Source organism: Pseudomonas sp. PAMC 26793, assembly GCF_000313235.1.
GTDB lineage: Bacteria > Pseudomonadota > Gammaproteobacteria > Pseudomonadales > Pseudomonadaceae > Aquipseudomonas > Aquipseudomonas yamanorum.
Genome location: NZ_AMXG01000026.1, coordinates 229290 through 248258 on the forward strand (window position 1 = coordinate 229290; position 18969 = coordinate 248258).

Consider the following 18969-nt stretch of genomic DNA (forward strand, 5'->3'; position numbering starts at 1 on the left):
TGTCGGCCTCACCCGGCCAAGTACTTCGTCTGTTCAAGGATCCTATGAGCAAGCCCACTGTCGACCCTACCTCGAATTCCAAGGCCGGACCTGCCGTCCCGGTCAATTTCCTGCGCCCGATCATCCAGGCGGACCTGGATTCGGGCAAGCACACGCAGATCGTCACCCGCTTCCCGCCTGAGCCCAACGGTTACCTGCACATCGGCCACGCCAAGTCGATCTGTGTGAACTTCGGCCTGGCCCAGGAGTTCGGTGGCGTCACGCACCTGCGTTTCGACGACACCAACCCGGCCAAGGAAGACCAGGAATACATCGACGCCATCGAAAGCGACATCAAGTGGCTGGGCTTCGAATGGTCCGGTGAAGTGCGCTATGCCTCCAAGTATTTCGACCAGTTGTTCGACTGGGCCGTCGAGCTGATCAAGGCCGGCAAGGCCTACGTTGACGACCTGACCCCGGAGCAAGCCAAGGAATACCGTGGCACCCTGACCGAGCCGGGCAAGAACAGCCCGTTCCGCGACCGTTCGGTGGAAGAGAACCTGGACTGGTTCAACCGCATGCGCGCCGGCGAGTTCCCGGACGGCGCCCGTGTACTGCGTGCCAAGATCGACATGGCCTCGCCGAATATGAACCTGCGCGACCCGATCATGTACCGCATCCGTCACGCCCATCACCACCAGACCGGTGACAAGTGGTGCATCTACCCGAACTACGACTTCACCCACGGTCAGTCGGACGCCATCGAAGGCATCACCCACTCCATCTGCACCCTGGAGTTCGAAAGCCACCGTCCTCTGTACGAATGGTTCCTCGACAGCCTGCCGGTACCGGCGCACCCGCGTCAGTACGAGTTCAGCCGCCTGAACCTGAACTACACCATCACCAGCAAGCGCAAGCTCAAGCAACTGGTTGATGAAAAGCACGTGTTCGGCTGGGACGACCCGCGCATGTCGACGTTGTCGGGCTTCCGCCGTCGTGGCTACACCCCGGCGTCGATCCGCAATTTCTGCGAGATGGTCGGCACCAACCGCTCCGACGGTGTGGTCGACTACGGCATGCTCGAGTTCAGCATCCGTCAGGACCTCGACGCGAACGCCCCGCGCGCCATGTGCGTGCTGCGTCCGTTGAAAGTCGTGATCACCAACTACCCGGAAGACCAGGTCGAAAACCTCGAACTGCCGCGTCATCCGCAGAAAGAAGAACTCGGCGTGCGCAAGCTGCCGTTCGCCCGTGAAATCTACATCGACCGCGATGACTTCATGGAAGAGCCGCCAAAAGGCTACAAGCGCCTGGAGCCGAATGGCGAAGTGCGCCTGCGCGGCAGCTACGTGATCCGTGCCGACGAAGCGATCAAGGACGCCGATGGCAACATCGTCGAACTGCGTTGCTCCTACGACCCGGAAACCCTGGGCAAGAACCCGGAAGGCCGCAAGGTCAAAGGTGTGGTGCACTGGGTACCGGCCGCGGCCAGCATCGAATGCGAAGTGCGCCTGTACGATCGCCTGTTCCGCTCGCCTAACCCCGAGAAGGCCGAAGACAGCGCCAGTTTCCTGGACAACATCAACCCTGACTCGCTGCAAGTGCTCACAGGTTGTCGTGCCGAGCCATCGCTTGGCGACGCACAGCCGGAAGACCGTTTCCAGTTCGAGCGCGAAGGTTACTTCTGCGCGGATATCAAGGACTCGAAACCCGGTGCTCCGGTATTCAACCGTACCGTGACCTTGCGTGATTCGTGGGGCCAGTGATTCTGTTTTAAGGAACTGTCGTGCTAACGATCTACAACACACTCAGCAAGACCAAAGAAGTCTTCAAGCCGCTGGATGGCAACAAGGTGCGCATGTACGTGTGCGGCATGACCGTGTACGACTACTGCCACATCGGCCACGGCCGCAGCATGGTTGCCTTCGACCTGGTGACCCGCTGGTTGCGTTTCAGCGGTTATGACCTGACGTATGTGCGCAACATCACCGACATCGACGACAAGATCATCAACCGCGCCAACGAAAACGGCGAGTCGTTCGACGCGCTGACCGAGCGCATGATTGCGGCGATGCACGAGGACGAGGCGCGCCTCAACATCCTTAAGCCGGACATGGAGCCGCGCGCCACGGACCATATCCCGGGCATGCACGCGATGATCCAGACCCTGATCGACAAGGGTTACGCCTACGCCCCGGGCAATGGCGACGTGTACTACCGCGTCGCCAAGTTCATGGGCTACGGCAAGCTGTCGCGCAAGAAAATCGAAGACCTGCGCATCGGTGCGCGGATCGAAGTCGACGAAGCCAAGCAAGACCCGCTGGACTTCGTGCTGTGGAAAGGCACCAAGCCCGGCGAGCCGAGCTGGGAGTCGCCATGGGGCGCCGGGCGTCCGGGCTGGCACATCGAATGCTCGGTGATGTCCACCTGCTGCCTGGGCGAGACCTTCGATATTCATGGTGGCGGCAGCGACCTTGAGTTCCCGCACCACGAAAACGAAATCGCCCAAAGCGAAGCGGCCACCGGCAAGACCTACGCCAACGCGTGGATGCACTGCGGCATGATTCGCATCAATGGCGAGAAGATGTCCAAGTCCTTGAACAACTTCTTCACCATCCGCGACGTGCTGGAGAAGTACCACCCGGAAGTGGTGCGCTACCTGTTGGTGTCGAGCCACTACCGCAGCGCGATCAACTACTCGGAAGACAACCTCAAGGACGCCAAGGGCGCCCTGGAGCGTTTCTACCACGCGTTGAAAGGCCTCCCCTCTGTGGCGCCTGCCGGCGGCGAAGCGTTCGTGGCACGGTTTACCGAAGTGATGAACGACGACTTCGGTACGCCTGAAGCCTGCGCGGTGCTGTTTGAAATGGTGCGCGAGATCAACCGCCTGCGCGAGAGCGATCTCGACGCAGCGGCTGGGCTTGCCGCACGTTTGAAAGAGCTGGCGAGCGTGCTGGGCGTATTGCAGATGGAAGCCGATGACTTCCTGCAGGCGGGCGCTGAAGGGCGTGTGGATGCCGCTGAAGTTGATGCGCTGATCCAGGCACGTTTGACTGCCCGGGCCAACAAGGACTGGGCGGAGTCTGACCGGATCCGTGACCAACTGACCGCGATGGGTGTGGTGTTGGAAGACGGGAAGGGCGGGACGACGTGGCGGTTGGCTGATCAGGCTTGATGAGTGAATGCTGAATGAAAAACGCCCCGACTGGTTCGGGGCGTTTTTTTGGCCTATCTATCCGTCATTCGGGTGGCGATTCTTACAGCATGTCTTGGACGGGGCACCTGTGCGGGGACATGGTTGACACATCAAGGGGCGAGCAAGCCATCTCAAGATCAAACGCAGAGCTGCTTAATGTGGGAGCGGGCTTGCTCGCGAAGAACATGAGTGCGCCGCGTTGAATCAGGACGCCCACGTCATCGTTAACGACCTTCGCGAGCAAGCCCGCTCCCACATTTAAACCGTGCCCGCTTCTGATTTTGCTGTTGCTTCACCACACTCAAGCCGGGCGGTAGGCCGCTGTGCTGTTGATCTATTGTTCCCACGCTCCGCGTGGGAATGTCGCCCCGGACGCTCTGCGTCCCGCCGTCTGTGCGAGGTTGAGGTTCTGCACGAGTTGATGCGGGGCCTCACGGTATGCATTCCTACGTAGAGCGTGGGGGCAATCAAACGTCCAGGTGATCATCTTTGGGAACCTCTGGGTAAGCGCTGCCACCACCACTTCAAGTCACGTTTGACGGGAAGTGCTAACGCATGCAGGAAAAGACAGATAAATGCGAGCCAACCAATTGACTCGTAATTATTAATGATTTCCGGGTGATGCCCGAAGTACAAGAAATTATCAAATTTAACGATGTCCATGTGCACGCTGATAAAAAGCATGTTCACCCCAAGGCCTAGCAGGAGCTTGGTATAACCAATATTTTTGCTGGAAAGGATCACTTTGAGACTGTAGGCAAATAGAACGCCCAATACCGAAAAAATCAAGAAAGCTAAAATAATCAATCGTGATTCGTCAGCTTCGCTGCGGCTTGATTGACTTCCCACAGATCATGAAACGTTGGGGTTGATGGTTCTTTATCCAGTTTCATAGATCGGTCTCGGGCCATGAACTGTAGCCACTGGTACCGGCCAGGTGGTGAGTCCAGATGATTTCCCGATATCGGATGGAGAGATGCTCTTGTGCATCTATATCGTGCATCAGTACTGCGTGGGGCACATCAAGGGAAAGGTCCGCGATGATGCAACCCCGTAGGTCGACGGTGTAGTACTTCTGGTGTTGGCCAAACTGAGAAATACGGTAGAAATGGATGATGCAGTTAAGCTCTTCTCTTCTGGAAAGTGCCATCGCCAACAGAGGTGAAGCTTTATCGACGTTTTTTGTAATGACCACTGGCCCGTGAGTGGCAGCTCTGACATTCCCTTCATTGAGCATGTTGTGGTTATAGGACATCACCATTATTTCGTCGCGATGCCCTTCCTGGCATTTGTTACCGATAGAGTCTTGTGTCGAACAGCCTGCGGAAATAAGACCCTGGGTTTTTCCGTTGATCGTCATGTAACCGTGGTTAGCCATAAAGAAGCATCCTGATCTATTGATTTTCAGAATACAAAAAAAGGCAAATAGGAAATATCGGAGGATTCTCTTTGAAGTGTGTGAGCAATATATAGGATTTTTCTTTTGTGGCGGGGCAGGTCTAGTTGAAATCTAACGCTGCGAAACGACAATCGGGTGGCACCTGTACGCAGGTTCGCAGACCGGGACTCTAGTCACCCGGCATACCCGAAGGTATCCCGCGCACAGCCGCCATAACATCAGGCATAAAAAAGCGCCCGCTATCTTGTGATGGACGCTGTGCGTCTAGAGTTTAACCGGGCTGCGAAACCCGGTCGCTGAATTTGCAGCGACCACCGAAGAGCAGGGAGCCATCTTCTGAGCGACAACCCGAAAAAGCTTTCAGAAATTTCCGGGTGTTGGCCCGCGAGCATCAGCGCTTGCCACTGACCTCATACCGGCTTTGAACAAACCCATTATCCGACGCATACGTGCCGATATGCCGAAGCCCATGCTCGCCACCCAACTGGCTGAACAAGGGGATCCCCTGACCCAGCACAACCGGAATACGCGTGATGATCATCTCGTCGATCAAACCCGCCTCAAGAAACTGCTGAATAGTCTGGCCTCCGTCGATATAAAGGTGTTTCATCCCGCGCTCGGCCAACGCTGCCACGAGGCGGGTGACATCCTGGCTCACCACCTCAACCTTGCCCTTCAACTCCGCAGGTAGCTCAACCGATTGATGAGAGAGTGCTATGACCGGCAAACCCTCATAGGGCCACTCCGGAAAGGACAACACTTTTTCCAGGGTCTTGCGGCCCATCACCAGCGCGTCTACGGTGGCGATGAAGTGTTCATAGGTCACGCCGTTCAATTCGGCCCCTTCGTACTCAGGCCGATGAAGCCACTCGATATCACCGTCTGGCCGGGCAATAAAACCGTCGACGCTGGCTGCGATAAACACCGAACATTTGATATCCATGGGGCGTGAAACTCCTTTTTCTGTGCGCTTGAAAATACCGACTGTCTTGGGCCGGCAACGCTAATGTTAATTTAATCTTCCGGTGCAATAAGCGAGCATTGCCAAAAATCACCGTGGGGTGCCCGGCGCAGACCGGTGGCCCTTTTCGTATTGTGAGGATCTATGCGCCGTTGGTTAATCCGCTACCGTTACGCGATCATTTTCTGGCTGTGCTTCGGCGTTTTCCGTACGTCCCTGGCCGATTGGAACCCCATTCCATCCGGCTCCATGCGCCCGACGTTGCTTGAAGGTGATGTGGTGCTGGTCAATCGGGTGGCGTATGACCTCAAATTGCCCCTCACCGATATTTCCCTGGCCAAGCTGGATAACCCCCAGCGCGGCGATGTCGTCACGTTCTCATCACCCAAGGACGGCATTCGTTTGATCAAACGCATCGTCGGCATCCCCGGCGATACCCTGGAAATGCGCGACGAAGTGCTGTGGGTCAACGGTACGCCGGCCACCTACAGTAATGGGCAGGACATCAGCGAGCCCATCGCTCCGGGCCACACGGTCCCGGGGATCAAGCTGACCGAGCGTGCGAACAACAGCCAGCGCACGATTCAGTTCATGCCGACGGTACGGGCGTTACGCGATTTCGGTCCGGTGGTGGTGCCGGCCGACAATTACTTCATGTTGGGCGACAATCGCGACAACAGCGATGACTCCCGCTATATCGGGTTCGTGCCGCGTCGGCTGTTGATCGGTCATGCGCACCATATCCTGGCGTCAGCGCAGATTCTGGACCATTGGATGCCACGATTGGATCGATTTGGCGCGCCGATACTCTAGTGGGCTGATCACGCTTTTGCGCTGAGCGCCCGCAGTGCAAACCCCGCAATGCGCTCCAGTTGCTCAACCGTTGCGCCGCCCTTGCTGGCGACTTTCATACCGCTGAGGGTGGCCATCAGAAAATCACACGCGCCGGATAGATCGGTGCCGACGGCCAATTCGCCTTGTTCCTGCGCACGCTCCAGCGTCTGTTCGAACGCATTGCGCAAGCGGTCGGCGCTGTGGGCGGTGAGTTGATTGATTTCTTCATCACCCACGCCGAACTCGCAGATGGCATTGACCCCCATGCAACCCGCCGTTCCTTCCCGCAGGGCGCGGGTGGCGAAGGATTGCAGGGTGTCCTGCAGTGCCTGCAGCGGTGTCGGGCCCTGGTTCAGGCGTTCGATCAAGTCGTCGACGCCGGTGCGCTGATACTCGGCCATCGCCAGCAGGTACAACTGACGTTTGTCGCCAAAGGTGTTGTACATGCTCTGGCGACTCAGCCCCATGGCCTGCATCAATTCTTCCGTTGAGGCCGCGGCAAAACCCTTGTCGCAGAAAACTCTGATGGCCTCGCGCAGCACCTGGTCGCGGTCGAATGCTCTGGGTCTTGCCATGGGGTACCTCGGTTGCGGGTGATGGGTCAGGCCAGGTAACCACCGTCGATGGTCAGGCTGGCGCCGGTGACAAAAGCGGCTTCTTCGGACGCGAGGTAAGCCACCATACCGGCAACTTCGTCGGCGGTGCCTACACGGCCCAAGGGGATCAAGCTTTTGATCATGCCCGCGTGGGGGGCGTCCGCCGGATTCATATCGGTGCTGGTCGGGCCTGGCTGCACGTTGTTGACGGTGATGCCGCGCGGGGCGAAATCAATGGCCAGGCCGCGGATCATACCGGCGATCGCCGACTTCGTCATGCTGTAGACGCTGGAGCCCGGGAAGCCCGAACGCTGGGCGACTACGCTGCCAACGCTGATGATCCGGTCACCGGCCTGCATCACCGGCGAACACGCCTTGGCGGCGGCGAACGTGGCGCGGACGTTGACCGCAAACATCCTGTCAAAGTCTTCCAGGCTGAACGCGTCGACGCTGCCCAGCTGCAGGATGCCAGCGTTGTTGACCAGAATATTCAACGCGCCAAACCGTTCAACGGTGGTGGAAACCGCCCGCTCGATCGCGACGACATCAGCGCTGTCGGCCTGGATCGTCAGCGCTTTGCCGCCATCGCTTTCGATCTGGCTGACCAGTGCCAGCGCCTTGTCTGAGGACGACGCATAGGTGAACGCAACCGCTGCGCCTTCGGCGGCCAGACGACGCACGACGGCTTCGCCAATACCGCGGGAACCGCCGGTGACCAGGGCGACCTTGTTGCTGAAACGAGGGATGGGAGTAGTCATGGAAGAGCGCCTGAGTTTAGTGGATTAAATAATCCACTAAACCGTATCAGGCCCAGGAAAGCGCGCCAAGCTATTTTTGGATTAATTAATCTTTAATGGCCATTGCCTGCTCAAGAAACCGCGCGGCATTCTCCAGCGCCTGCATTCCTTCGGGCAGAATCGCCGTCAAAGAAGCTGACACCGGAGAGCACCTGCGTTACTGAGGCGCCTGCGGGGATCAACTGCCGCTGTCAGTGCGACGGCTACTGACTTCAGCCGGCACATCATCCCCGGCCATGCGCTTGCGGAACAACGCGGTGCGTGCCAGCAACAACGTGGTCACCGGCACCGTGATCGATAGCAGAATCGGGATCAACCAACCGTGCAACACCGGCCCGGACTTGAGCACCGAAAAGTAGATGATCGAGGCCAACGCCACACACCACGCCCCCAGCGTCGAGGCCAGTGCGGGTGGGTGCATGCGCTGGAAGAAGTCCTTCATCCGCAACAACCCAATCGCCCCAATCAGCGCAAACAGGCTGCTAAGCACCAATAAAACCGCGACGATCACTTCAACCCACAGCGGCAACACACCCACATTGATCATTCGATCACCTCCCCACGCAGCAGGAATTTCGCCAGGGCAAACGACCCCACAAACCCAAACAGCGCAATCAACAGCGCCGCTTCAAAATAGGTGTCACTGGCATACCGAATGCCCAGCACCAGCATCATCAGCATGGCCAGGATGTACAGGTAATCCAGCGCCAGGACCCGGTCCTGGGCCGATGGGCCTTTGAACAGGCGAATCAACGTCAGCACCATGGCCAGGGAAAACAGGAACAGGCTGAACAGGATCGCATTGGAGAGCAGGGCGCTCATTCGAAGATCTCCATCAGGGGCCGTTCGTAGGCGTGTTTGAAGTGCTCGATAAACTGCGCTTCGTCATCCAGGTCGAACACGTGGATCAGCAGGATGCTGCGGTCCAGGGCCAGTTCCGACCACACGGTGCCCGGCGTCACGCTGGTGATCATCGCCAGCACGGCCAGGCCGTTGGCATCCCGCAGGTCCAGAGGGATTTTAATAAAGCGCGAACGTGGTGGGCGCGAGCCGCAGGTCAGGATGCCCCAGGCCACGGCGAGGTTGGAGATGATCACGTCACGCCCCACCAGGAAAAACAGGCGGATGATCACCCCTGGGCGGCGGATGCGGATCGGCAGCGGGCGCAACGGCGCCATCATCCATGGTGCCGCAAAGCCGAGGATCGCCCCCAGCAGCAGGTTGCCGGGGCTGACGGACAGGTTCAACACCAGCCACAACAACCACAGCGCCAACGATAGCCACGGGGCAGGGAACAGGCGCTTCATGGCTGCACCTCCAGGGCGGCGGCCTTGGCTTCAGGGCTCGGCACCGGGCGCGTCGCCATGACCGCCATCACATAATGTTCCGGGTTGTTCAGGCTTTCGGCAGCGGCCTGGGTGTAGCGCATCAGCGGCTCGGCCTTGAACGCCAGGGCGATACTCAGGCCCAGCAGGAAGAAAATCGGCACGCACTCGAAGCGGCGCAGCAGTGGCGACGGACGCTCTTCCGGGGTCCAGAAGCGCTGGATGCCGAGGCGGGCGAAGGCGATCAGCGAGGCCAGGCCGGAGAAGATCAACAGTGCCACCAGGCCCCACGCCGCCGGACGCACGGGTTGGTCGATGGCATGACCCAGGCCCATCGGGTTGATCAACGCGCTGAGCAAGCTGAGTTTGCCGATAAACCCGGACAGCGGCGGCATGCCGATGATCAGCAGGGCACAGGCGATAAAGCTCAGGCCGAGGAACGCTACGGTCCAGGGAATCACTTGGCCGACGACGGCTTTCTGTTCATCGTCGAGGTTGGTGCCGGGCGGTGGATGCAGGGATTCCATGGCCTTGGGCAGGGCTTCGATTTCGTCGTCCAGGGGCATGTCGTTGGCGGAGCGCGAACGCTCGATCAATTCGGCCAGCAGGAACAGCGCGCTCAGCGCCAGGGTGGAACTGACCAGGTAAAACAGCGCCCCGGCGGTCAGGCTTGGCTGGGCAAAACCCACTGCCGACAGCAGGATCCCGGCGGACACCAGAATGCTCAGGCTGGCCATGCGTTCCAGGCGTTGCGCGGCAATCATCGCCAGTGCCGCGCAGACGATGGTCGCCATGCCGCCGTAGATCAGCCAGTCGCCGCCAAACAGCGCCGAAGCCCCTGCCTGGCCGGAGAACAGCAGGTTCCACAGGCGCAGTACGGTGTACACGCCGACCTTGGTCATGATCGCAAACATCGCCGCCACCGGCGCACTGGCCGAGGAGTAGGCGGGCGCCAGCCAGAAGTTCAGCGGCCACATGCCGGCCTTGGCCAGGAAGGCGACGGCGAGGATGCCCGCACCGGCGTGCAGCAGGCCGCGATCGGCCTCCGGCACCAGGGGGATTTTCAGTGCCAGGTCGGCAAAGTTCAGGGTGCCGGTGACGCCATAGATCAGCGCCGCGCCAATCAGGAACAAGGTCGAGGCCAGCAGGTTGATGGAGATGTAATGTAGCCCCGCCGACACCCGCGCCCGGCCGGAGCCGTGAAGCATCAGGCCGTAGGAGGCCGCCAGCAGCACCTCGAAAAACACGAACAGGTTGAACAGGTCGGCGGTCAGGAAGGCGCCATACAGGCCCATCAACTGAATCTGGAACAACGCATGGAAACTGGTGCCGGCCCGGTCCCAACGGGCCATGGCGAACAGCAGGGCGCTGACGCCGATGATCCCGGTGAGCACCAGCATCATGGCCGACAGTTGGTCCACCACCAGCACGATGCCGAATGGCACTTGCCAGTTGCCCGGCAGGTACACGCCGATGGAGCCGGGGCCGCCTTTTTGGGTCCAGTACAGCAACAGCACGGCGATGCCGAGGCCGACCATGCTGGAGAACAGATTGATCCGCGCCTTGAGCGGACGGTGCTTCTCGCCGAGCATCAGCATCAGCGCGGCGGTCAGCAACGGCAGCAGGATCGGCGCGATGATCAGTTGATTCATCCAGGTCATTCCTTGGGCTCCCGGCCGTCTACATGGTCAGTGCCGGTCAGGCCCCGGGACGCCAGCAGCACCACCAGGAACAGCGCAGTCATGGCGAAGCTGATCACGATCGCCGTCAGCACCAGGGCCTGGGGCAGCGGGTCGGTGTAGTTGAGCAAGTCTTGCGGCACGCCGTCCTTGATGATCGGCTCCTTGCCGATAAACAGGCTGCCCATGCTGAAGATGAACAGGTTGACCCCGTAGGACAGCAGACACAGGCCCATCACCACCTGGAACGTCCGTGGTCGCAGGATCAGCCAGACGCCGGAGGCCGCCAGGACCCCAATGGCAATTGCGATGACTTCTTCCATCAGGCGGCTCCTCCTTGGCTGGCAACGGCTTTCGCCTGGTTGCTGGGTTTATGGGCACGCACCGATTGGTGGCCCAGGGCGGTGAGCATCAGCAAGGTCGAGCCGACCACCATGGCGTACACGCCGACGTCGAAGAACAGTGCGCTGGCGACGTGGATATCCCCCAGCAGGGGCAGGCTGAAGTGCCAGGTATGGGTGGTGAGGAACGGATAACCGGCGAGCAGTGCGCCAAGCCCGGTGAGGGTCGCCGACAACAAGCCAAAGCCCATCCAGCGCATCGGCCGCAGGCTCATCTGCGCTTCGACCCACTGGGTACCGGCGACCATGTATTGCAGGATGAACGCGACGGACATCACCAGCCCGGCGACAAATCCGCCGCCCGGTTGGTTGTGGCCACGCATGAACAGGTAGAACGAGACAATCAGGGCAATCGGCAGCAGCAGCCGCACCAGCACGGCCGGCACCATCATGAAGCCCAGGGCGGTGTCGCTGGCCTGGCGCGGGTTGATCAGGTCGGTGGCCACGTCGGGTGCCAGTTGGCGCTGTTGCGCGGGCAATTCCATGCTTTCTTTCGAAGGCCGGAAGCGACGCAACAGGGCGTAGACAGTCAGCGCCACGGCGCCGAGCACGGTGATTTCGCCCAGGGTGTCGAAGCCCCGGAAATCCACCAGCATCACGTTCACCACATTGCTGCCACCGCCTTCAGGCAGGGCGCGGCTGAGGTAGAACGACGAGATATCGTTGGGGGTCTGGCGGGTCAGCATCGCGTAGGAGAGCAGCGCCATGCCGCCACCGACCACGGTAGACAGGAGGAAGTCCCGCAGGCGGCGGATGCGTGCCTTGCGCAACGAACTCGGCAGTGGTGAGACTTCTTCGATCCGCCGTGGCAGCCAGCGCAGGCCCAGCAGGATCAGCACCGTGGTGACCACTTCCACCACCAGTTGGGTCAGCGCCAGGTCTGGCGCCGAGAACCAGACGAAGGTCACGCAGGTGACCATCCCGCACACGCTGACCATGGTCAGGGCCGCCAGCCGGTGATACTTGGCTTGCCAGGCGGCGCCCAGGGCACAGGCGATCGCCAGCAACCAGAGGGTGACGAACACGATGGAACCCGGGATCTTCGGCCGGTCGCCCCAACTGATGCCGCTGTAGAGCATCGGGATCAACCCGGCGATCACCGCCGCCAGCACCAGCAGGAACAGCTGGGTTTGCAGGCGTTTGGTGCTGATGCGTTTTTCGATCTTGCGCACCCCGCGCATCATCACCACCAGGCAGCGCTCGAAGCCGCGCTTGCCATTGAAGTAGCTGATGATCGGCGGGTATTTGAAGCGCCCCAGCTTGAGTTGTTTGCGCAGCAGCAGGTAGAGCACCACGCCGCCGGACATGGCCACCAGGCTCATGATCATCGGTGCGTTCCAGCCGTGCCAGATGGCGAGGCTGTATTCCGGCAACTCGCCGCCGACCACCGGCAGGGCGGCTGCCGCGAGGATCGATCCCACCACCTGGGCCGGGAAAATCCCCACCAGCAGGCAGGTAAACACCAGCAACTCCACCGGCGCGCGCATCCAGCGTGGTGGCTCGTGCGGAGTGTGGGGCAGGTTGGTGGCCTTGGGGCCGAAGAACACATCCACCGTAAACCGCAGGGCATAGGCCACGCTGAAGGTACCGGCGATGGTCGCGATGACCGGCAGGGCAATTTCCACCCAGGCGGTGGCGGAGATGAACACCGTCTCGGCGAAGAACATTTCCTTGGACAGGAAGCCGTTGAGCAGCGGCACGCCGGCCATGGACGCACTGGCGACCATCGCCAGGGTGGCGGTAAACGGAATCAGCTTGAACAGGCCGCTGAGCTTGCGGATGTCACGGGTGCCGCTTTCGTGGTCGATGATCCCCGCCGCCATGAACAGCGACGCCTTGAAGGTGGCGTGGTTGAGGATATGGAACACCGCGGCGACGGCGGCCAGCGGGCTGTTGAGGCCCAGCAGCAAGGTGATCAGCCCGAGGTGGCTGATGGTGGAGTAGGCCAAAAGGCCCTTGAGATCGTTCTGGAACATGGCGCAATAAGCGCCGAGCAGCAGGGTAATGGCGCCGGCACCGCCGACAATCCAGAACCATTCTTCGCTGCCGGACAGCGACGGCCACAGGCGGGCCAGCAGGAACACGCCGGCCTTCACCATCGTTGCCGAGTGCAGGTAGGCCGACACCGGCGTCGGTGCAGCCATGGCGTGGGGCAGCCAGAAGTGGAAGGGGAACTGCGCGCTTTTGCTCAGGGCGCCGATCAGCACCAGGGCGAGCATGATCGGGTACAGCGAATGGGCACGGATCTGATCACCGGCAGCCAGGACCTGGTCCAGGTCGTAGCTGCCGACGATATGCCCGAGCAACATCACCCCCGCCAGTAGGCACAAGCCGCCTGCGCCGGTGACCATCAGCGCCATATAGGCGCCACGCCGGGCATCGGCGCGGTGGTGCCAGTAGCCGATCAGCAGGAACGAGAACAGGCTGGTGAGTTCCCAGAAGAACACGATCTGGATCAGGTTGCCGGAAATCACCAGGCCAAGCATGGCGCCCATAAAGGCCAGGAAAAACGCGAAGAAGCGCGGCACCGGGTCTTCCGGCGACATGTAATAACGGGCGTACAGCGACACCAGGGTCCCGATGCCCAGCACCAGCATCGAGAACAACCAGGCAAAACCGTCCATGCGCAATACGAAGTTCAGCCCGAGGCTGGGCAACCACATGAATTCTTCACGGATCACGCCACCGTGGGCGATCTGGGGGTAGAGCAGGGCGACTTGAACCGTCCCCACCAGGGCGACGAGGCCGGCCAGCAGGGACTCTGTATTACGTGCGTTGTGCGGCAGCAAGGCCGCGAGACAGCTGCCGATAAAGGGCAGAAGCAGTAGAACTATCAGGGACATAGGCTTCTAATCTGCGGGAGTTTGGGATGCATCATACGTGCCGGAATCTTGATCACCAAACGGCAAGATGTGGCAGGATCCTACAAGGTAGGCTGAAAAAGGCTGTTTGGCATTGTTTCAGTGGGTCAGCCGCAAACCCTAGCCTTGAGTTTCCTGTTCCAACTCATCCTGTGCCTCAAGTGCCTTTTGCCCCCGGGTTTTCATTTCGCTGACAATCACCGCCGCCACAATCAACGCCGCGCCCACCATGGCAATCGGCGGGAAGCGCTCCCCGGCAATCCGCCCGACCACGCCGGCCCACACCGGCTCCCCGGCATAAATCAGCGTGGCGCGAGTCGGCGAGACGCTTTTCTGCGCCCAGTTCATCGCCACCTGGATCACCGCGCTGGTCAGCCCCAGGCCCACCGCGCTGAACAGCAGCAACCAGGAAAACTCCGGCAGCGCCTCGCCCATCGGCACCACCATCAGGAACGACAGCACTGAGGCCGTGGCCAGTTGCACCACCGTCACCCGGCGCACATCCACCTGCCCGGCAAAGGCGCTGATCAGGATGATCTCGGCAGCAATCGCCACCGCACCGATCAACGTGGCGATTTCACCGGGACTGAAATTCAGCGACGCGCCCGCCGGGCCGGTCAACAGCATCAACCCGGTAAACGCCAGCATGATGCCGATGCTCGGCATCAACCCCGGTCGCCGTCCCAGCACCAGCCATTGCAGCAGCGGCACAAACGGCACATACAGCGCAGTAATAAATGCCGACTGGCTGCTCAGGATTGTCTGCAAGCCAATGGTCTGCAAACCGTAGCCAAACATGATCGCCACACCAATAAAGCACCCGGCCTTCAACTCAAACAGCGTCAGGCCTCGCAGGCTGCGCAATGAAAACGCCCCGACGATCACAGCCGCCGCCGCAAACCGCAGGCCGACAAAAAACATCGGGCCGCTCACGGCCATGGCGTGCTGCACCAGCAAAAAGGTGCCGCCCCAAAACATGGTGATCACTACCAATACACATTCGGCTTTGCTGAAACGGGAAAACAACGGGGAGGTGGTCATGACGGCTCGGTCTTGCACAGGAAGGGCGCGGACCGCACAATGCGCCGCAAGCTGGGCAGTATACTGCGCAACCCCACCCTGTGAGCAATATAGTGCACAAAGAAAATCCGCAACGGGCCTCGGTCCTGCAACACGTCAGCCAGAACGTTCGACGCCTGCGCCATGCAGCAGAGTTGAGCCAGACGGCGTTGTCCGAAAAGTCCGGCGTCAGCCGGCGCATGCTGGTGGCGATCGAGGCGGGGGAGAAGAACGTCAGCCTGTCGACCCTCGACCGGGTGGCCGAAGCCCTGGACGTGGCCTTCAGCGACCTGATCCAGGCCCCGGATGCTGGCGATCACAGCCGCATCAACGAACTGGCCTGGGCCGGCGAGATCCCCGGCAGTAAAGCCGTGCTGCTGGCCAAAGCCACTGCTCGCCGCGAGGTGGAACTATGGGAGATGCGCCTGGAGCCCGGTGATCGCTACATGCCCGAGCCGGACCCCGAGGGCTGGAGCGTGCAGTTGTTTGTGTTCGAAGGCACGCTGACGCTGGTGCTGGGTGACGAGGAAAAACACGTCGCCACCGGTGAGTTTCTGATGTTCGCCAGCCGCCAGCTTCACGCCTATCGCAATGACGGCGACGTGGCGGTGCGGTTTGTGCGCAACGTGGTGATCTAACTGTTGGCAGCGCAACAGTGGTTGGACACTTTGCTGGTTTGAACCGCTGACGACTTCCCCGTTTTACAAGCAACCCCCTGATTTTATTGAGCATTAGATTCAGGCACGACTCCTGCAATTGCCCCAGTATCTCTCTGGAGCCTGGAGTCGGCCCATGTCAGCCCAACCCCTACAACCTGCCCACCTCATCCGTTCGGACGCCGAAGCCATCGCCGTCGCCACCGAGTTGGCCAAGCGTTTCGCCGTCGAGGCCGGTGTGCGTGACCGCGAGCGACGCCTGCCGGTGGCCGAGCTGGACGAATTCTCCGCCAGCGGCCTGTGGGGCATCACCATTCCCAAGGCTTACGGCGGCGCCGGGGTTTCCTATGTGACGGTGGCCGAGGTGATCAAGCTGATCTCCGCCGCCGATCCGTCCCTGGGGCAAATTCCGCAGAACCACTTGGGCGTTGTCGACATCCTCCTGCAAACCGCCAGCGAGGAACAAAAGCAGCACTACTTCGCCAAGGTCTTGCAGGGCTACCGTTTCGGCAACGCCTTTTCCGAAGCCAAGAGCAAAAACGCCGGCACCTTTGATACGCAAGTGCGCTTTGACGGCGACAGTGCGTACATCAACGGTGAGAAGTTCTACTGCACCGGCGCCTTGTTCGCCCATATCGTGCCCACGGTGGGCGTGAATGAAAAAGACCAGGCCTTCATCGCCTTTGTCGAGCGAGATGCGCCGGGGCTGCAAGTGGTCGACAGTTGGGACGGCTTCGGCCAGCGCACCACCGCCAGTGGCGGCGTGACCCTCGACGGTGTGAAGGTGCCGCTGAGTGCGGTGATTCCCGCTCACCAGGCCTTCGACCAACCCACCGCCAATGGGCCGATTTCGCAAATTATCCAGGCGGCCGTCGACACCGGTATCGCCCTCGGTGCCCTGGAACAAGCAAAAATCCATGCACGCCAGGCCCGGCCCTGGATCGACAGCCAGCAGGATCACGGCTGGCAAGACCCGTTCACCATCGCCACCATCGGCGACCTGGAATGGCGGGTCCACGGCACCGAAGCGATCCTCGCCAAGGCCGGCGTTGCCGTCGACCAGGCCCTGGCCAACCCCAACGAAGACACCGTGGCCAACGCTTCGCTGGTGGTTGCCCAGGCCAAGGTGCTGTCAGCCGAAACCGCGTTGCTGGCCAGCAGCAAACTCTTCGAACTGGCCGGCACCCGTTCGGTGTCCGGCAAGCACAACCTCGACCGTTTCTGGCGCAACGCGCGCACCCACACCTTGCATGACCCGGCCCGCTGGAAATACCACTTGATCGGCAACTTTGTGCTCAACGGCGTCAAGCCCGCACGCCACGCCTGGAACTGAGGAGCTTCATCCATGACCGCACTGAATCAGGCGCGCCAACTGCTGGAAAGTACCCGGCGCTTTGTCGAGAAAAGTGATGACCCCTACGTGATCAGCCGCTTCGGCGATTTGCAGATTCGCGTGGAGGTCGCGGCCGCTTTGTTTGAGCGTGCCGAAACCCACCCGAGCCCGGTTGCCCTCACCGAAGCCCAGATCGCGGCTGCCGAAGCCCTTATCGCTGCCAGCAACGCTGAATTCGAACTCACCGGCCAGCGCACCGCACTGCCCCCCACCCTTGATGATCCCTTGCGCTGGAAATACCAGATTGTCGGCAACTACCACCTCAACGGTGTCGCCCCCCGGAGTACTGTTTAATGCCTCGTGAAATCCGCTTGAATGCCTTCGACATGAACTGTGTCGGCCACCAGTCGCCGGGCCTGTGGGCCCACCCGCGTGACCGCTCGTGGCAGTACAAGGACCTGGAGTACTGGACCGACCTGGCGAAAATCCTCGAACGCGGCAAGTTCGACGGCTTGTTCATTGCCGACGTGCTGGGCATCTACGACGTCTACAACGGCAACGGTGACGCGGCGATTCGCCAGGCCACCCAAGTGCCGGTCAACGACCCACTGTCGCTGATCGCCCCCATGGCGCTGGTCACCGAACACCTGGGCTTTGGCCTGACGGCGTCGCTGTCCTTCGAACACCCATACCCGTTCGCCCGGCGCCTTTCCACCCTCGATCACCTGACCAAGGGCCGCGTCGGCTGGAACATTGTCACCTCGTACCTGGAAAGCGGCGCCAAGAACCTCGGTCAGAAAGCCCAGACCGAACACGACGCACGCTACGACTACGCCGAGGAATACCTGGAGGTTTGCTACAAACTCTGGGAAGGCAGCTGGGAGGAGGGCGCCGTGTTGCGCGACCGCGAGCGGCGGATCTTCAGTGACCCGAGCAAAATCCACGAGATCCGCCACGTCGGCAAACACTTCCAGGTGCCCGGCATTCACCTCTGCGAGCCTTCGCCACAACGCACCCCGGTGCTGTATCAGGCGGGAGCCTCCAGCCGGGGCAAACAGTTCGCCGCCGAGCAGGCCGAGTGCGTGTTCGTCGCCGTGCCGTCGAAAGTGTTGCTGAAGAAAACCGTCGCTGACATCCGCCGGCGTGCGGCGGAGGCAGGCCGTGATCCGAAGAAAATCCTGATCTTCAACCTGCAGACGGTGATCGTTGGCGAGACCGACGCCAAGGCCAAGGCCAAGTTCGACGAATACAAATCCTACGTCAGCTACGAAGGCGCGATGGCGCTGATCTCTGGCTGGACCGGTATCGATTTCAGCCAGTTCAAGCCCGATGAACCCCTCAAGCATGTGCACACCAACGCCATTCAATCGGCGGTGGAAGCGTTCTCCACCGCCGACCCGAACAAGGTCTGGACCCCGAATGAACTGGCAGACTGGGTCGGCATTGGTGGTTTCGGCCCGTTGTTCGTCGGCGGCCCGGAAACCGTGGCCGATCTGTTGCAGGAATGGGTTGAAGAGACCGATGTGGACGGCTTCAACCTGGCCTATGCACTGACCCACGAGACCTTTATCGACGCGGTCGAGCTGCTGGTGCCGGAGCTGCAGAAGCGTGGCGTGTACAAGACTGAGTATGCCCAGGGCACCTTGCGGGAGAAATTGTTCGGGGAAGGCGCGCGCCTGCCGGGCAACCATCCGGGCGCCAGCTATCGCGATTTGTCGGGTGTACATAAAACAAATGTGGGAGCGGGCTTGCTCGCGAATGCGGACTGATATTCAGCATTGATGTTGCCTGACGCACCGCTTTCGCGAGCGAGTCGAGCCGTCCCACCGCCGCCCACATAAATCCGGCCAGCGGACCACCGCATGCTTGTTTCACCAATAGGAGCATTACCCT

General features: G+C 60.7%; 19 protein-coding genes. 7 read left to right on the plus strand and 12 right to left on the minus strand.

Annotation, left to right across the window (positions count from 1 at the left end; genetic code table 11):
* The first annotated feature begins 44 nt into the window (after positions 1-44).
* On the plus strand, positions 45-1745 hold the full coding sequence (locus tag D109_RS0111330) for a glutamine--tRNA ligase/YqeY domain fusion protein (RefSeq protein WP_017476988.1): 1701 nt from the start codon (positions 45-47) through the stop codon (positions 1743-1745).
* Positions 1746-1765: 20 nt separating this feature from the next.
* The gene (cysS, locus tag D109_RS0111335) at positions 1766-3154 is read left to right on the plus strand and encodes a cysteine--tRNA ligase (protein WP_008432427.1); all 1389 of its coding nucleotides are present in this window, start codon (positions 1766-1768) and stop codon (positions 3152-3154) included.
* Between the two features lie 504 nt (positions 3155-3658).
* Here cysS and D109_RS0111345 read toward each other — a convergent pair.
* The 3 genes from D109_RS0111345 to D109_RS0111355 all read right to left on the minus strand — a co-directional run bounded on the left by D109_RS0111345 (position 3659) and on the right by D109_RS0111355 (position 5517).
* Positions 3659-4024, minus strand: a complete 366-nt coding sequence (locus tag D109_RS0111345; protein WP_256219489.1) for a hypothetical protein — start codon at positions 4022-4024, stop codon at positions 3659-3661.
* Between the two features lie 40 nt (positions 4025-4064).
* The gene (locus D109_RS0111350; protein ID WP_017476990.1) at positions 4065-4553 is read right to left on the minus strand and encodes an Hcp family type VI secretion system effector; all 489 of its coding nucleotides are present in this window, start codon (positions 4551-4553) and stop codon (positions 4065-4067) included.
* A gap of 412 nt (positions 4554-4965) precedes the next feature.
* Positions 4966-5517: a dihydrofolate reductase family protein gene (locus D109_RS0111355; RefSeq protein ID WP_017476991.1), complete on the minus strand. Its 552-nt coding sequence runs from the start codon at positions 5515-5517 to the stop codon at positions 4966-4968.
* 162 nt (positions 5518-5679) lie between these two features.
* Between D109_RS0111355 and lepB the strand changes: the two genes are divergently transcribed.
* A complete protein-coding gene (gene lepB / locus D109_RS0111360) occupies positions 5680-6348 on the plus strand; it encodes a signal peptidase I (RefSeq protein WP_017476992.1) in 669 nt (222 codons plus the stop codon).
* Between the two features lie 8 nt (positions 6349-6356).
* On the opposite strand, the gene D109_RS0111365 is transcribed toward lepB, so the two are convergent.
* From D109_RS0111365 to D109_RS0111405, 9 genes are all read right to left on the minus strand, one after another.
* Positions 6357-6944 carry a TetR/AcrR family transcriptional regulator gene (locus tag D109_RS0111365; protein ID WP_026077895.1) on the minus strand — a complete coding sequence of 196 codons (588 nt, stop codon included), beginning with the start codon at positions 6942-6944 and terminating at the stop codon, positions 6357-6359.
* Positions 6945-6970: 26 nt separating this feature from the next.
* Positions 6971-7723, minus strand: a complete 753-nt coding sequence (locus D109_RS0111370; RefSeq protein WP_017476994.1) for a 3-oxoacyl-ACP reductase family protein — start codon at positions 7721-7723, stop codon at positions 6971-6973.
* Between the two features lie 217 nt (positions 7724-7940).
* The gene (locus D109_RS0111375) at positions 7941-8309 is read right to left on the minus strand and encodes a Na+/H+ antiporter subunit G (RefSeq protein WP_017476995.1); all 369 of its coding nucleotides are present in this window, start codon (positions 8307-8309) and stop codon (positions 7941-7943) included.
* Positions 8306-8584, minus strand: coding sequence for a K+/H+ antiporter subunit F (locus D109_RS0111380; RefSeq protein WP_005789171.1), 279 nt, complete (start codon positions 8582-8584; stop codon positions 8306-8308). The genes D109_RS0111375 and D109_RS0111380 overlap by 4 nt, the downstream gene beginning before the upstream one ends.
* Positions 8581-9069, minus strand: a complete 489-nt coding sequence (locus D109_RS0111385) for a Na+/H+ antiporter subunit E (RefSeq protein WP_017476996.1) — start codon at positions 9067-9069, stop codon at positions 8581-8583. The genes D109_RS0111380 and D109_RS0111385 overlap by 4 nt, the downstream gene beginning before the upstream one ends.
* The gene (locus D109_RS0111390) at positions 9066-10748 is read right to left on the minus strand and encodes a monovalent cation/H+ antiporter subunit D (protein WP_026077897.1); all 1683 of its coding nucleotides are present in this window, start codon (positions 10746-10748) and stop codon (positions 9066-9068) included. The genes D109_RS0111385 and D109_RS0111390 overlap by 4 nt, the downstream gene beginning before the upstream one ends.
* Positions 10745-11089, minus strand: coding sequence for a Na+/H+ antiporter subunit C (locus tag D109_RS0111395; RefSeq protein ID WP_003192163.1), 345 nt, complete (start codon positions 11087-11089; stop codon positions 10745-10747). Before D109_RS0111395 ends, D109_RS0111390 begins: the two co-directional genes overlap by 4 nt.
* Positions 11089-14010 carry a monovalent cation/H+ antiporter subunit A gene (locus D109_RS0111400; RefSeq protein ID WP_017476998.1) on the minus strand — a complete coding sequence of 974 codons (2922 nt, stop codon included), beginning with the start codon at positions 14008-14010 and terminating at the stop codon, positions 11089-11091. The genes D109_RS0111395 and D109_RS0111400 overlap by 1 nt, the downstream gene beginning before the upstream one ends.
* 138 nt (positions 14011-14148) lie before the next feature.
* Positions 14149-15069, minus strand: coding sequence for a DMT family transporter (locus D109_RS0111405; protein ID WP_017476999.1), 921 nt, complete (start codon positions 15067-15069; stop codon positions 14149-14151).
* A 92-nt stretch (positions 15070-15161) separates the two neighbouring features.
* On the opposite strand from D109_RS0111405, the gene D109_RS0111410 reads away from it, so the two are divergent.
* The 4 genes from D109_RS0111410 (at position 15162) to D109_RS0111425 (ending at position 18845) form a co-directional block, all read left to right on the plus strand.
* Entirely contained in the window at positions 15162-15725 is a 564-nt protein-coding gene (locus D109_RS0111410; protein ID WP_017477000.1) for a helix-turn-helix domain-containing protein, read from the plus strand.
* Positions 15726-15879: 154 nt separating this feature from the next.
* A complete protein-coding gene (locus tag D109_RS0111415; RefSeq protein WP_017477001.1) occupies positions 15880-17076 on the plus strand; it encodes an SfnB family sulfur acquisition oxidoreductase in 1197 nt (398 codons plus the stop codon).
* Positions 17077-17088: 12 nt separating this feature from the next.
* The gene (locus D109_RS0111420; RefSeq protein ID WP_017477002.1) at positions 17089-17430 is read left to right on the plus strand and encodes an acyl-CoA dehydrogenase; all 342 of its coding nucleotides are present in this window, start codon (positions 17089-17091) and stop codon (positions 17428-17430) included.
* The gene (locus D109_RS0111425; protein ID WP_017477003.1) at positions 17430-18845 is read left to right on the plus strand and encodes an LLM class flavin-dependent oxidoreductase; all 1416 of its coding nucleotides are present in this window, start codon (positions 17430-17432) and stop codon (positions 18843-18845) included. The genes D109_RS0111420 and D109_RS0111425 overlap by 1 nt, the downstream gene beginning before the upstream one ends.
* The last annotated feature ends 124 nt before the right edge of the window (positions 18846-18969 follow it).